We start from the raw sequence: 14,216 nt of genomic DNA on the forward strand, positions 1-14,216 counted from the left end.
AAAAAGAGTGGGGTCTGGAAAAGTGCGCAAGGATAGCCCGTAGAGAAACAGGCGACTATAAGAAGTGTGCTAATGAAGTAGCAGGAGTGTTTCTATTTATTAACGAAAAGGATATTGCACGATGATGGCCTGACGACTTCGAGTTAACACAAGGCAAGGGCTCGAAACAGGCCATCCGTCAGCGGGCGGTGTTAAGCTTACAATCGCCGTAAACGTAACCCTCGGTTTGTGTCGCCACCACAAAGCTGTCTTTTGTGTGGATATACATCAGGTTATCCTGAGCGCCCGCTTTCATCGGCTGATTATCCTTACCGATAATATCGGTCAGTTCCGGGCTGGTGATAAGCTTGCTGCCGTCCGGCGAAAAACTGAACGTATTGCCCGCATCATAAACTGCTGCATTTTTATTGACGACTTCCGACACATCGCTGCCATCTTCTGCCTGGGTATGATGCGTTAAAACACATTGATACTGCGTAACAGCCGATGCAGAAAATGACGCCAGCGCCAACATCACCGCTACACAACCTCCTAACCTGACCATCAGAAAAATCCCTAAAATGAGTAAGAGCGCCATGCTATCACTTGCCCGCCCGGTGGGAAGGGCTTGCCAAAAATACTCACAAGTTGAATGTATTAAGCCAAATTACTTCTTAAAAATAATGTCTGGAATGACGGCCCGTCCGATCACTCGTTTTTTATACAGTCATTGAGAAAAATCCTGCTTATAATCCGCAGATTGCACTTATGCCGTTAAGAAAGGATTGAGATGAAATCTTTCAAAGTACCCGGTGCGGACTTTTATCTGCGTTTCCACGAATTGTCAGGGCTGGGCGTGCCGCTGGTGTTTTTACACGGTCTGGGATGTGCGGCTTCCTGCGACTTTCCCCGCGTGGCGACCGATGCCTCACTGCGACCACGTCGCTCCCTCCTGCTTGATTTTGCCGGTTCAGGTTACAGCGATAAACCTGATGATTTCAGTTACAGCCTGCAATCCCACGCTGATTGCGTGATTGCCTGGCTGGAAAGCCTTGGCGTACCGCAGGTGAATTTGATCGGCCACAGCATGGGCGGCAGCATTGCGATTATGGTGGCGGCGCAGCGGCCAGATCTTATTCAGCGGCTGATCGTCGCCGAACCCAATCTGGATGCGGGAGGCGGCGTGTTTAGCCGTTCGGTCGCTGAATATACGGAAGAAGAGTATCTGCGCAGCGGGCACGCGCGTCTGATTGACGTCGCGGTTCGCGGCAATAATCACATCTGGGCGGGCTGTATGGGGATTGCCTCACCCAGAGCGATTCACCGTCAGGCCGTCGGGCTGGTGGAAGGCGAAGCGGTGTCGTGGCGCGAACAGCTTTACCAGCTAAGCATGCCGGCAACCGTACTGTTTGGTGAGTTTTCACTCCCGGAGCCGGATGTCGCCGTGCTGCCGCAGCACGGCATTCATACCGCGATCGTCCCGCAGGCCGGTCATTCCATGATGTGGGAAAACCCGACCGGCGTGGCGGCTGCGATCAATGCCGCACTGAATGCCGAAGTGTTGTAGGTCAAAAGGAAAATGTGGTGATGTCTTCCTGGTGCTCAAGAAGGTGCGCAAACTGACTGACCTGTTGGGGCTGAGGAACAGAGCGCAATTGCAGTGCCAGATTAATGTTTTCCAGTATTGCCGCGTTTTCAACCAGCGCATCGCCCGTTGTCAGCCGCCCTTGCCTTACCATCCAGTCCGCCACATCCTTCCAGCGCCAGAGTGGGGAATTGCCTTTGAGCCGCTGGACGGGATTCGGGAAATTACGCGGCCCTCTTGCGCCATCTTTCAATAACGCCACCGATTGCCGGGTCAGACCGGCCAGCCCGGCAATATCGCTGAGTCCGACTAATGCCGAATCGACCGACTCCACGCGGGCATTCAGACCCGCTGATTCAATGTCACGGATAGCGGTCATGACAGCGCTGGCGAAAGAAGCACTGTCCCGGTCAAATTCCAGATACACCGAGGTGCCATAAAAAGCGATCAGAGCATCGTCGCAACCGCTCGCAAAAAGCGCATCTTCGAGATTTTCCGTATCCGACGTCACCCCGGAAAGTGTCAGCGTGAAGTTATAAAGTGGCAAAGAATCTCCTTATTCAGGTATGACAAAAAGGCGGTTTCCCGCCCTGGTGTTATGTCTCATCAGTCAGGCAATGATCTACTTTCCTGATAATTTGTGCAGCATGGTTTTCCGGATTACGGGGAGTGGACCAGATGCTCATCATATGTTCACGATGAGCAGGGATTCCGCACCGGATCCGACCAAAGCAGTGAGAACTGCCGCCGCCAGCGACAAAATGCCAGCCTTTGGATATCGCATATTCAATGGCCGCGTGAATATGTTTATTAGGATGTGCCTTCATTGGCCTCCTGTTGCTGTAGTATATCAATCCGTTGACACACGTCAACGACCACATGCATACGTCCTCATGCACGCCGGAAGTGTAACCTCGCAACAGGGACTAAAACCTTGAAAAAATGACATCGTCAAAAATAAATGTGGCCGCCCGTTTTGCGCAGAAAACAACCTTCCGTAATCATGCTGATCGCTCCCACGTCACAAAAAAGCCTTCGGGACAAAATGTGGCATCGTTCATGAAAAAACTAATCGCCGGATTAGTGATCCAGATCAACTAAAACCCGCGCCCCGCAAGGGCTGCAGAGGCGTTTTAAGTCCAATTTTGAGGCGTTTTTGGCCTGAAAATGGCGACTCATACCGCCAGCAATGCATTTCATTCCGCAACTCATGCATCTCACGCCGCAAATGAACCGCATATATACGCGAGGATTATCATAGCCACAGTTAATTGAATCTACTTCGCTCGGGAGAACCCATTATGAGTGACAAATCTGGCATGCCGAACTACAACCGTACCCGCTGGCTGACTCTGGCCGGTACCATTCTGACTCAACTTGCGCTGGGTTCTGTGTATACCTGGAGCCTGTTCAACGGTCAGCTTTCTGAAAAACTGGGCGAACCGGTCAGCCGCATCGCGCTGACCTTTGGGATCCTCAGCCTGTGTCTGGCGCTCTCCTCTTCCGTGGCCGGCAAACTTCAGGAGCGTTTCGGTGTGCGTAACGTCACCATCGCCGCAGGCGTGCTGATGGCAGCCGGGTTCTTCCTGACTGCTCATTCCGATAACGTGATCATGTTGTACATCAGCGCCGGTGTGCTGGTCGGTCTGGCGGATGGTGCGGGTTATTTGCTGACGCTGTCTAACTGCGTGAAATGGTTCCCTGAGCGTAAGGGGATGATTTCCGCCTGCGCTATCGGCGCCTACGGTCTGGGCAGCCTGCTGTTCAAATTTGTCTGCGGCCACCTGCTGGCGACGGAAGGTCTGCAAAACACCTTTATGATCTGGGGCGGCGTGGCGATGGTGATGGTGATTTCCGGTGCGCTGATGATGAAAGATGCGCCGAAACAAGAAACAGCCGACGTGACCCGCGAAGAAAACTCTCTTAACGATAACAGCAAAGACAGCCGTGAATTTACGCTGGCAGAAGCCGTTCGCGCACCGCAATACTGGATGCTGGCGCTGATGTTCCTGACGGCCTGCATGAGTGGTTTGTATGTGATTGGCGTAGCGAAAGATATCGGGCAGAGCCTGGTAAAACTGGATGCGCTGACTGCGGCCAATGCCGTCACCGTGATTGCGATTGCCAACCTGAGTGGTCGTCTGGTGCTGGGTGTGCTGTCTGACAAAATGCAGCGTATCCGCGTTATCTCCATCGCACAGGTCGTATCTCTGGCCGGTATGAGCATGATGCTGTTCACCCACATGAACGAAACCATGTTCTTTATCTCTGTGGCCTGCGTGGCCTTCAGCTTCGGCGGTACCATCACCGTGTATCCGTCACTGGTCAGCGACTTCTTCGGGCTGAACAACATGACCAAAAATTACGGTCTGCTTTATCTGGGCTTTGGTATCGGCAGCATCTTCGCTTCGCTGGTGGCTTCCCTGTTCGGCGGCTTCGCGGTGACCTTCAGCATCATCACCGCATTATTGATCGTATCATTGGTTCTTTCTGCCACGATTCGCTTACCGAATAAATCAGAAGCAGGTCATAATACGCTCCAGCACGTGTAAGGCAGCACTTGAGCGCAGAATAAATGATGAACGGGAGCGTAATTCGCTCCCGTTTCTTATGAGTAAAGCATATCCGTTCAGTGACTGACTCACACAAATCTTATGACCAAATGTGAATACACCGGACACCCGTAAATGAAACGCACTACCCTCGCTCTTTTCAGCCTGATGCTCAGCCTCACCGCATTTAATAGCTTTGCCGTCGCTTACCCTTCCAGCGCGCAGGAAGTTGCAGCCGAACTGAGCCGCAAAGCCAGCGAAAGCAGCACCCAGCCCGCAACACCTCTTGATGCCAGCGCACACAGCAAACTGACCTCCGCAGGCGACTACCTGAATTAAGGCAGAAAAATCAGCGCACCAGCGTGGCGCGCTTGCCGTCGAACTTCCATCCCTGTATCAGATATTGCATGGCGATCGCATCATCGCGGTCTTTTTGCGTCAGGTTGTTGTAGCGCTGATGGGCAATGCCGACGGCATCCATATCCAGCTCCACACCCAGTCCCGGCAGATCGTTCAGCGCCAGTTTGCCGTCTTTGATTTGCAGCGGATTTTTAGTCAGATGCTGTCCTTCCTGCCAGATCCAGTGCGTATCAAACGGCGTAATCTCCCCCGGCGCTGCCGCACCGAGATGCGCCAGCATCGCCAGCGATACGTCGAAATGATTATTCGAGTGACAACCGAGCGTCAGTCCCCACGCATTGCATAACGTCCCGATGGTATTTGCCCCGCGCATCGACCAGTAATGGGGATCGGCCAGCGGGATATCTATCGCGTTCAGTTGCAGCGCATGGCTCATCTGCCGCCAGTCATTGGCAATCATATTGGTGGCGACCGGCAAACCGGTAGCGCGCCTGAATTCCGCCAGCGTTTCCCGCCCGGAAAAACCCTGCTCCGCGCCGCACGGATCTTCAACGTAAGACAAAATTCCGTGCATGCCTTTGCACAGCGAAATCGCCTGATCCAGCGACCACGAGGCGTTCGGGTCAACGGTTATCCGCGCCTGCGGGAAGCGCTGTTTCAGCGCCCTGACCGTGTCGATTTCGATTTCTCCCGCCTGAACGCCGCCTTTGAGTTTGAAATCCCTGAAACCGTATTTGTCCTGCGCGGCCTCGGCCAGTTGCACAACTTTCTCGTGCGTCATGGCTTCCTGATGCCGCAGGTGATACCACGGGTGTTGCCCCGCCTGCGCTTTCCCTTCCAGATAGGCTAAATCTGTTTTCTGGCGATCGGCGATATAAAACAGATACCCCAGCACCGGCACTTCATCACGCTGTTTGCCGGGGCCGAGCAGCTGGGCCACCGGCTGACCGAGATGTTGCCCCATCAGATCCAGCAGCGCAGTTTCCAGCACCGCCACGGCATTGTGATGCCGCTCGAGATCCCATGGCCGGAAGCCCGGCAGAACCGGCGCAGGCCGGCTATGTTCGTCAAGATCGCGTTTGTGCAAATCACTGACCAGCTGATTCATTTTGCCAATTTCCTGGCCGACGATATGCGGGATCGCGTCGTTAAGAATTTTCAGCACCACTCCCGTCGCGGGCGATTCCCCCACCCCGGTGTGCCCGGCGCTGTCTTTGAGCACCAGAAGAATGCGGGTGAAATAGCAATGGTGGGCACCGGCGATGTTCAGCAGCATGCTGTCGTGACCGGCAACCGGGATGACCTGCATTTCGACAATTTTTGGCGTATCAGACATGGCGTTTTTGCTCCAGTCCCTGCGGGGCGTGATAGTCAGGTTGAGTTGGCGTGCGGTGAGTTTTGGTGAAGAACAACGTGATGGCGGCAAACACGGAAATGCCGCTGAGGATATACAACCCCGACGTCGTGCTGCCGGTAGTTTGTTGCAGATAACCAAAGACCGCCGGTGCGAAGAATCCGCCCAGATTACCCAGCGAATTGATCAAGGCTATGCCCGGCGCAACGATGGAAGACGGCAACTGACTTTGCGGAATAGGCCAGAACAATACCGCACTGGATTTGGTGCCGACGCACACCACGCACAGCGCAAACAGACCAAACCACGGGCCACCGAGGGTACACAAACAGGTGCCGATGGCGGCGACAATCAGCGCCAGCGCCAGAATGGTTTCACGATTGCCGCGGAAACGGTCACTGACACGCCCGAGGATATTGATGGCGATAATGGCGCAAATCCACGGCACGGAGTTGAGCAAACCGATCTGTAACGGCGACAGTCCCGGGATCCGGCCAATAATCTCCGGCTGCCAGAACACCAGCGTGTAACCCGTCATGCACATCACGAAAAACAGAAAACAGAGGTAGGCCATTTTGCCGTCGGTGATCAACTGCCAGCGTGACTGGCCCTGAGTGTTCACATCACGCGAACTGGCCTCTTCGGTCAGCGCGGTGCTCAGCGCCTCTTTCTCCGCGGCGGTCAGCCATTTGGCTTCTTCCGGTCTGGAGACCAGGAAGAATGCCGCCACGATCCCGACCAGCACCGACAGCGCACCTTCAATAAACAGCACCCACTGCCAGCCCGGCAATCCCATGAAATCATGCAGTTCCAGCAATCCGCCGGTCACAGGGCCGGATAACAAGTACGCCGCCGCCGATCCGGTCAGGATCAGCGCCGTGGCGCGTCCGCGGTACACATTCGGTACCCATTTACGAAAATAAAACAGGATCCCAGGGAAGAAACCGGCTTCGGCCACGCCCAGTAAAAAGCGCAGCACGTAAAACTGCATCGGCGTCGTCACAAAGCCCATGGCAAAGACCACGGCGCCCCAGGTGATCATAATGCGGGTCAGCCAGACGCGTGCGCCGTACTTGTCCATCAGCATATTGCTGGGGATTTCGAACAGCGCGTAACCGACGAAGAACAAACCCGCGCCAAAACCGAAGGCGGCGGTGCTGATGCCGACGTCCGTTTCCAGACTGTGTTTGATGAATCCGACATTGGTGCGATCAATCTGGTTAATGATCAGCATCAGGATGAGCATCGGAATGGTGCGGACAAAGAATTTGCGGTTTGCACTTCTTACCGCTTTATTTTCATGACCGTTCATGAGGTTCCCTTAGCGTTGAAATAATGAGCAACTGCAACACTCATTAAAAAGCGAACGGGATGAATTGCCATTGTGCACTCGCCCAATGTTTGATCGTCAACAAAGACAGTCACGGTGGATTAATTCATATTATCAATGGATTGAGTGATGTGCATAAGCACAGTCAATTTTAAAAGAGGGAATGAGCTTTTGGGAGGATTAGCGAGGCGCTTCACAATTTCCGGTTAAATTTTTTCCGATCAACGGCTTAAAATCAAAGTATGTCATTATTCCTATGATTTACATGTTTGTTATAATCAGGCGTTGAAATCGATGACCGGGGCAGGCCGTCCCGGCACAAGGAGCGTGAAATGAAAGCAACAGCTTTTTGGTTAATGATGGCAGGCGGTTCCGTAGCGATTGGCTACGTGATGGCGCTGATGATGGAGGTTTTGTAACGCCCGTTGCAGAACACTATTTTTCGATGAGGACATATCTATGGCTTTTTACAGCCCCAAACGCATCATCCTCTACACCGCCGCAGCCATCGTGTTGCTGGTTATCATTGGTCTGGTGACTTATTTTGGCGTCGGCCACATGGCGCTGTAATGCTTTCTCCCCTGCCCTGAGAAAGGAAACGTGGTGATACATCAGGTATCGCCACATAATGCCTGCAACAAAACCCCGTATGAACATCACACTCACTGAGAGAAAAACATGACTTACAAGGGATTAATGGTTGTTGCAGTGGTCATTCTGCTGGCCAGCATCGGTTCAGAATCATTGATACAGAAGGGAATTGCGTTAGCGGATGCGAAAATCGACCAGGTCATCGGTTATTACGCAGACAAATAAGGCTTACATCTGCTGGAGTAACCTTACCCGGTGATGACAAAACCATACACAGCGTTTGGTATCTTAAATCCATCAAATGTTGTGTGATGTCCCTGTGTAATACCCCTGTAGAACCCTGTTATTTTGCCCGCCGCGTGCGGGCTTTTTTTTGCCCAAAGCTTGACGAAAAGGAGGTCACTGACGTCAATGATGGCGGCTAACGCAGAGCCAGCCAAAGGAGAAAGGGGATTTGCCGGTGCTTTCCCGGCCGTCATATTATGGCGTAAGCGTCCATCGTACACTCCAACATTACGCAGCCTGAGCATGGCCTGGTCACAACAGAAAAAACGACTGACATATTTATTTATCGTTGATTAACGCAGAATCCGATAAATAAAGAAAACCGGCTTTTCTGTTGTGGCTCCCGAAATAATTCTGGAAGCTTATAAATAATAAACCCCGGCCTTGGCCAGGGTTTATTTTTGTGGTTCAGCATGTCGATATTGAAACAATGATTCCTGTCTGCTCCGGGTTTACCCCATCTTCGCTATTGCAGGTGATTTGCCTTCAATATCAGGCGACATTACAGAACGACAACGTTACCCGCTGAAGGGCCTTTCTGGCCTTGTTCGATGGTGAACTCAACGTTCTGACCTTCGTCCAGGGTTTTGAAATCATTGCTCTGGATTGCAGAGAAGTGTACGAACACGTCTTTGCTGCCGTCTGCAGGAGAAATGAAACCGAAACCTTTACCAGCGTCAAACCATTTTACTAAACCAGTCATTTTATTAGACATAGGAAATACCTTCTTCGTTTTTATTTTATGATGCCATAGGGCAATATAGGTCTGTTTTTATTTGAAATACTTATGGATGCATCAGAGAAGGAAATTCGTCGGAGAAAGGATTTGCTATATCACTTGAACCAGGAACTGCTTTACTAAAATGTCTTACATAAATAGGTCTTAACCACAAACCGTTGACGCTATTTACACACAGCAGGATTTATTAAGCAAGCCTTTATTTCATCGCATTTCAATTGATGCTGATTATATTTCCGCGGCAAATAACCCGCAGGCCACGAAGGGCGGTGGCTGTAGCCCGAAAATAAAAGAATAAAACCTGCCGGTTAAAACAGGTTTAAGACGATTCCTCAGGCCCACTTCGCGTTCTTTAGCGTGCCGATGCCCGGCGGACGCACTCGGCGCGGCGTCCGTCTACCCGTTTTGCAAACCACGCCGTGGTCAGCGTGCGGGTAATTTTTGGACTTTCCAGCGTAATCCCCGGCAGGATTTCGCGCGGCTGACGCTTGCCGGTGGTTTTATCTGCCAGCGCAAACACCTGCTTGTAAAGCTTCGTGTCCTCAAACTCAGGCTGATCCCCCTTCTCCAGCGCCTTGCGGATGGCAGACTGGCTGAGATCCAGACGCTTGCTTAGCGTGCGCACCGCCAGCTCCGTGCTGCCGGGTTTATCGGTGCCGTAATTGATCAGATCCCCGTCCAGCGCCAGCGGAATGCCCGAGGCCTTACTGACCGCACTCTGGAACGCGGCGTTGCGACTGGCGTACCAGCCCGCATTGAAATCGGCAAAACGGTAAAGCGGCTGAGAATAATTCGCCGGATAGCCCAGCAAATGTTTCACGCCGAAATAGACACCGCCGCGACGGCTGAACACCTCATTACGAATAGAGCCATCGACTTTATACGGATAGCCTTTGGCGTTTTGCTCAGCAAACGCAATGCTGACCTGCATCGGCCCGCCGGTATGCACCGGATTCAGATTGCCAAACAGCTTCTGCCCCATCGGCACCATATTGATAAAATCATCGAAAATCGCGCTGAGTTGTTTTTCGGTTTTCACCTTATCCAGCCGCTCGCTGTAAGACTTGCCGTCAGGAGATTTCAACAACAACGCGGTGTGCACCAGGAAATTCGGCACGTGAACCGCGTCCGCGCGGCGGTCGATCTCTTTCCACGCAATTTTTCCGAGCCCCGGCACCGGCGCGTCCGCGTTGAAATTCGATTCCTGCTGCGCCACGGCCAGCACGGAGCAAATATTGTCAGTCGTTGCAGGGATGCCCTGCGCTGAAAATGCCGCCGTGATGTCCGTTGCCCAGCCTTTCTTGTCCGGGGCGCCGGAAGGCATAAGCCGAACGATATCCGCCCTGGTGTCCTGCGGGTTTTTCAGCGGCGCCTCTTCTTTCTTATTCGAGGTACACCCGGCGAGGATCATTATTGCCAGCAGGCCGAGCGTGCGGGGAACTAAAAATGGCTTATCGTTCAAAGTAATACCTTTCCTGAAGAGGCAGTTATCCGTTAACTCAGGGACGTTAACCAAGATAAGCGCGGCTTTCTAGTTAAAATTTCATCTTTTTACGCTAAGGTTAATCTTCTGAATATGGAGCAAAAGGAGCAAGGAATCCATGCATTACGCCACCAAAACCTCTCACTTTCACCGCGCATTTCTGATGCCTTTTATGCTGCTGATGATGATTTTTGCCGTCAGCGGCTGTGGCGACAAAGAGCCCGCACAGCGCAAAGCGTTTATGGATTTCCTCCAGTCGCGCATTCTGGATAAACAGGTGCTGGCCGTCCCACAACTGACGGAAGAACAGAAAAAACAGTTCGGTGAATACAGCAAAGATTACGCGATCATCACAGGTTTCCATCACCAGATGAATACCGAGCTGAACTCCTCGCTGGTGCCGGTATTTGCCGGAATGAACAGCGTGAACAGCGTCAACGCGCTGGTCGAGCAACGTGATGATTTAAAGAAAATGGCCGACAGCAGCCTGAACTGGAAAGAAAAAATCATCACACTGAGAACGCAGGCCGATACCCAGCACAGTGCGCTGAAACAGCCGGATGACCTGAAAAAGCTTTACGATCAGGCCTACGATAAAACCGTGGTGAAACCTTCTGAAATCACTGAACAGGTGTTTGATTTACTGCCGAAGGTGCTGAATCTCATCGTGGAAAAAGCCGACTTCATCAAAAGCCAGGGCAAAAACGTCACCATTACCGGTAACCGCCTGCAATTTTCTACCCAAAAACAGCTGGATAAATACAACGCGATTCAGCAGCAGCTGGTGCCGCTCAATGCGCAGCTGATGGAATACAGCCGCCAGATGCAGCAAATGGTACGCTAAACCCGCATTCGTGCACCCTGACCGCCGAAAGGCGGTTTTTTCATGGCGACGCTTTTGTTATGGTGTGCGGCAATTAACTAAGGAGACACCTATGAGTGACGAAATTCTTGCCAAACGCGTGGATCAGCTTGAACGCGTAAACCGTGAACTTCTGGTTCAAATTTCCGCCATGCGTCTGCTGTTCGGCAGCGTCGGTAACGTGCTGAACGCCAGCCAGGAAAATGCTTTCACCGTCGCCGTCAATCAGGCGCTGGAAGCCAACCGTGCAGACGTCGCCAATCAGACCGATCTGGATGAGGCCTCACGCAAATTCCGCGAAGACGTCTTCAAATGCACCGAATCTCTGTTGCCGGGAAGCCGTTAATTCCCCATGCACAGTCAGGGCTCAACGCAAACTTGGGCCTTTTGATTTTCCCCCACGCTTCTCCGCCCGCTTAGTTGGGACACATCAGCGCCAGCTCAGGGCTTTCCGGAAATACCCGTTCACTGAGAAAATCGATTAACACCCGCAACTTTGGCGTCATATAGCCGCCCGATGGCCATAAAATGAAAAAGTCTGCACTGCGTTTAACGTACTGATCCAGCACCGTCACAAGCTGTCCACGCGCCAATTCCTTACGGATGCTAAAATCCGGCAAACACGCAATACCCAACCCCTGCAGAGCAAAACACTGTCGCGTTTCGATGTTATTGCAAACCATCGATACCGGCAGCGTCAGATCCTGATGCGCAGGGAATGGCCACTGCTCAAGCTTTCCGCTGTTGGGAAACCGGAAATGCAGACAACGGTGATTCAGCAAGTCCTGCGGTTCGCCCGGCACGCCGTGCGCGGCAAAATAGGCCGGAGCGCCGACCAGCAGATGATGAAATGTGCCGAGTTTTCGCATCGAAAGCCGTGAATCGGCCATCTGCCCGGTACGCACCACCGCATCAAACCCTTCTTCCACCACATCAACGATACGATCGGTAAAATCTAAATCCAGCTCGATGTCAGGATAGCGGCGCATAAATTCCCCCAGCACCGGCAACAACAGCGTACTCACCTGCGGCAAACTCAGGCGCAGCCTGCCACGAGGACTTTCTGACAACTGAGATAACTCACTTTCCGCCGCTTCGAGCTCAGCGACAATCCGGCGGCTGCGCTCAAGAAACAGCGCACCTTCCGCCGTGAGCGTGACGCTGCGCGTGCTGCGGTGAAACAGGCGGACGTTCAGCTTGGTTTCCATCCGGGCGATGCTTTTGCCCACCGCCGACGCCGATACCCCTAATATTCTCCCGGCGGCCACGAAGCTTCGGGTTTCAGCAACGTGCACAAACACATTAAGGCTACTCAGACTTTCCACTGCCACCTCCGATTACGGACAACAGAGTCCGCATACACTGGAAATGTACCCTACTTTTTCCGCACTGAGGAATTCTCTATCGTGATTTCACCTTTTCCGTCACTGAGAGACTCCATGAATTCCACTGCACTGAAATCCCCCCTGCCGCTTTCGGCTTTACTGGCGATGGCGATGACCGGTTTCATCGGGATCATGACTGAAACCCTGCCCGCCGGTTTATTGCCACAAATCTCTGCCGGCCTTGATATTTCGCAGGCGATGGCCGGGCAGCTGATCACGCTTTATGCCGCCGGATCTCTGATGGCGGTGATCCCGCTTGCGGCGATGACGCGCGGCTGGAACCGCCGCACCGCGTTACTGACCGCGATCCTTGGTTTTCTGGTGTTTAACACCATCACGACAATATCGACAAACTTCATGCTGACGCTGTTTGCCCGCTGGATGGCCGGTGCCGCGGCCGGTCTGGCGTGGGGATTACTGGCGGGCTATGCACGGCGTATGGTGCCGGTGCACCAGCAGGGACGGGCGCTATCGGTGGCCATGCTGGGCGCACCGGTGGCGCTGTCGATAGGCGTACCGCTGGGGACGTGGATGGGCACCCTGCTCGGCTGGCGGACGGCATTCGGGGTCATGTCCGCCCTCACGCTGCTGCTGGTGGTATGGGTAATGCGTAAAGTGCCGGATTATCCGGGGCAGGCAGCCGGGGAACAGCAGTCGCTGCGCCATGTCATCATGATGCCCGGCGTGCGCAGCATACTGGCCGTGATCCTTCTGTGGATGCTGACGCACAACCTGCTTTACACCTATATCGTGCCGTTCCTGAAACTCTCCGGTCTGGCCGGACGGGCTGATCAGATCCTGCTGGTGTTCGGCATTGGCGCGCTGGCGGGAATTGGCATCACCGGCATGCTGGTGGATAAACGTCTCAGGCACACCCTGCTGACCAGCCTGGCGCTGTTCGCCCTGATTTCTGTAGGGCTGGCGCTGGACAGCCACTCTCCGTTCATGGTCACGTTGTGCGTTCTGGTCTGGGGGCTGACGTTCGGTGGCGCGGCAACGTTACTGCAAACCGCCATCGCGGATGCCACCGGGGAACAGGGGGATATCGCGCAATCGCTGGTGGTCGTATCATGGAACCTGGCGATTGCCGGTGGCGGTTTATCGGGTGGCATTCTGCTCAACACAACCGGCATTGACGTTTTCCCGTGGGTGATGGTTCTGCTGCTGCTGGCCGGTCTGGGCATCGCGTGGCGCGCACGGCAACACGGCTTTAAACCGGGCAGCCGGCATGCACTCATTTGCGCGGATCCGCTCACGAAGGGATAGGATCAAAGTTTCACTTTGTCTGAAAGGGTATAATTTCCTAAACCCTTTCAGAACCAAATGCCTGAAAGTTCCTCAGACGCAGCACTTTCTGATAGAGTAAAAAACAGGCAATGCAAAGACGATGAGACGATGGAAGCCCATAAAAAAGCCGCTATAATTTTGACTGTACTCACCCTGACAACCTTACTACTGGTGGCTTTTGAGTGGCTCGCCGACCAGTCAGTTCCCGAATTAAAGGAACACGTGGTCCACTACATTGACCGGCAAATCACCAGTTAACACGGGCTCAATACAGGGAGGCTCCGATGGTCACAAAAAGGATGATGAGTAAACACTGGAAGATGGTCGTCGTGCTGTTGTGCATTTGCGGCGGCCTGCTGTTACTCCGCTGGGCGGCCATGATTTGGGGTTGAGCTTTTATTGTTAGCGATACTATTTTGAGTTA

At 53.2% G+C, this 14,216-nt stretch carries 16 protein-coding genes; 8 read left to right on the forward strand and 8 right to left on the reverse strand.

The window, feature by feature from the left end; genetic code table 11:
• Nucleotides 1-178: 178 nt before the first annotated feature.
• Complete coding sequence (locus J1779_RS20430) at nt 179-544, reverse strand: hypothetical protein (protein WP_056781661.1); 366 nt, start codon at nt 542-544, stop codon at nt 179-181.
• Nucleotides 545-769: 225 nt separating this feature from the next.
• On the opposite strand from J1779_RS20430, the gene J1779_RS20435 reads away from it, so the two are divergent.
• Nucleotides 770-1,546 carry an alpha/beta fold hydrolase gene (locus J1779_RS20435; RefSeq protein WP_056781339.1) on the forward strand — a complete coding sequence of 259 codons (777 nt, stop codon included), beginning with the start codon at nt 770-772 and terminating at the stop codon, nt 1,544-1,546.
• 1 nt (nt 1,547) lies between these two features.
• On the opposite strand, the gene J1779_RS20440 is transcribed toward J1779_RS20435, so the two are convergent.
• Nucleotides 1,548-2,111 carry a helix-turn-helix transcriptional regulator gene (locus J1779_RS20440; protein ID WP_217204628.1) on the reverse strand — a complete coding sequence of 188 codons (564 nt, stop codon included), beginning with the start codon at nt 2,109-2,111 and terminating at the stop codon, nt 1,548-1,550.
• 49 nt (nt 2,112-2,160) lie between these two features.
• Nucleotides 2,161-2,391 (reverse strand): hypothetical protein, encoded by a 231-nt coding sequence (locus J1779_RS20445; protein ID WP_217204629.1) that lies wholly within the window; start codon nt 2,389-2,391, stop codon nt 2,161-2,163.
• 474 nt (nt 2,392-2,865) lie between these two features.
• Between J1779_RS20445 and J1779_RS20450 the strand changes: the two genes are divergently transcribed.
• Both J1779_RS20450 and J1779_RS20455 read left to right on the forward strand, forming a co-directional pair.
• The gene (locus J1779_RS20450; RefSeq protein WP_056781348.1) at nt 2,866-4,116 is read left to right on the forward strand and encodes an L-lactate MFS transporter; all 1,251 of its coding nucleotides are present in this window, start codon (nt 2,866-2,868) and stop codon (nt 4,114-4,116) included.
• Nucleotides 4,117-4,251: 135 nt separating this feature from the next.
• Nucleotides 4,252-4,455, forward strand: a complete 204-nt coding sequence (locus J1779_RS20455; RefSeq protein ID WP_217204630.1) for a hypothetical protein — start codon at nt 4,252-4,254, stop codon at nt 4,453-4,455.
• Nucleotides 4,456-4,465: 10 nt separating this feature from the next.
• Here J1779_RS20455 and J1779_RS20460 read toward each other — a convergent pair whose 3' ends face one another.
• Entirely contained in the window at nt 4,466-5,812 is a 1,347-nt protein-coding gene (locus J1779_RS20460; RefSeq protein ID WP_217204631.1) for an enolase C-terminal domain-like protein, read from the reverse strand.
• Nucleotides 5,805-7,142 carry an MFS transporter gene (locus tag J1779_RS20465; protein WP_217204632.1) on the reverse strand — a complete coding sequence of 446 codons (1,338 nt, stop codon included), beginning with the start codon at nt 7,140-7,142 and terminating at the stop codon, nt 5,805-5,807. The genes J1779_RS20460 and J1779_RS20465 overlap by 8 nt, the downstream gene beginning before the upstream one ends.
• A 696-nt stretch (nt 7,143-7,838) precedes the next feature.
• Between J1779_RS20465 and J1779_RS20470 the strand changes: the two genes are divergently transcribed.
• Nucleotides 7,839-7,976, forward strand: coding sequence for a hypothetical protein (locus tag J1779_RS20470; protein WP_162997923.1), 138 nt, complete (start codon nt 7,839-7,841; stop codon nt 7,974-7,976).
• 562 nt (nt 7,977-8,538) lie between these two features.
• On the opposite strand, the gene cspE is transcribed toward J1779_RS20470, so the two are convergent.
• Both cspE and J1779_RS20480 read right to left on the reverse strand, forming a co-directional pair.
• Nucleotides 8,539-8,751 (reverse strand): transcription antiterminator/RNA stability regulator CspE, encoded by a 213-nt coding sequence (cspE, locus tag J1779_RS20475; RefSeq protein WP_056781364.1) that lies wholly within the window; start codon nt 8,749-8,751, stop codon nt 8,539-8,541.
• Nucleotides 8,752-9,127: 376 nt separating this feature from the next.
• Complete coding sequence (locus tag J1779_RS20480; protein ID WP_217204680.1) at nt 9,128-10,186, reverse strand: DUF1615 domain-containing protein; 1,059 nt, start codon at nt 10,184-10,186, stop codon at nt 9,128-9,130.
• Nucleotides 10,187-10,376: 190 nt separating this feature from the next.
• On the opposite strand from J1779_RS20480, the gene J1779_RS20485 reads away from it, so the two are divergent.
• Together J1779_RS20485 and J1779_RS20490 are read left to right on the forward strand one after the other, a co-directional pair.
• On the forward strand, nt 10,377-11,102 hold the full coding sequence (locus tag J1779_RS20485) for a DUF3053 domain-containing protein (RefSeq protein WP_136375095.1): 726 nt from the start codon (nt 10,377-10,379) through the stop codon (nt 11,100-11,102).
• 91 nt (nt 11,103-11,193) lie between these two features.
• Nucleotides 11,194-11,466, forward strand: coding sequence for a hypothetical protein (locus J1779_RS20490; protein WP_056781372.1), 273 nt, complete (start codon nt 11,194-11,196; stop codon nt 11,464-11,466).
• A 70-nt stretch (nt 11,467-11,536) separates the two neighbouring features.
• On the opposite strand, the gene J1779_RS20495 is transcribed toward J1779_RS20490, so the two are convergent.
• On the reverse strand, nt 11,537-12,445 hold the full coding sequence (locus J1779_RS20495; protein ID WP_056781375.1) for a LysR family transcriptional regulator: 909 nt from the start codon (nt 12,443-12,445) through the stop codon (nt 11,537-11,539).
• 114 nt (nt 12,446-12,559) lie between these two features.
• Between J1779_RS20495 and J1779_RS20500 the strand changes: the two genes are divergently transcribed.
• The gene (locus J1779_RS20500; RefSeq protein ID WP_122097398.1) at nt 12,560-13,771 is read left to right on the forward strand and encodes an MFS transporter; all 1,212 of its coding nucleotides are present in this window, start codon (nt 12,560-12,562) and stop codon (nt 13,769-13,771) included.
• A gap of 305 nt (nt 13,772-14,076) precedes the next feature.
• Nucleotides 14,077-14,184 (forward strand): small membrane protein YniD, encoded by a 108-nt coding sequence (gene yniD / locus J1779_RS20505; RefSeq protein WP_112164783.1) that lies wholly within the window; start codon nt 14,077-14,079, stop codon nt 14,182-14,184.
• The last annotated feature ends 32 nt before the right edge of the window (nt 14,185-14,216 follow it).

The sequence above is a fragment of the Rahnella rivi genome (assembly GCF_019049655.1).
Taxonomy (GTDB): domain Bacteria; phylum Pseudomonadota; class Gammaproteobacteria; order Enterobacterales; family Enterobacteriaceae; genus Rahnella; species Rahnella rivi.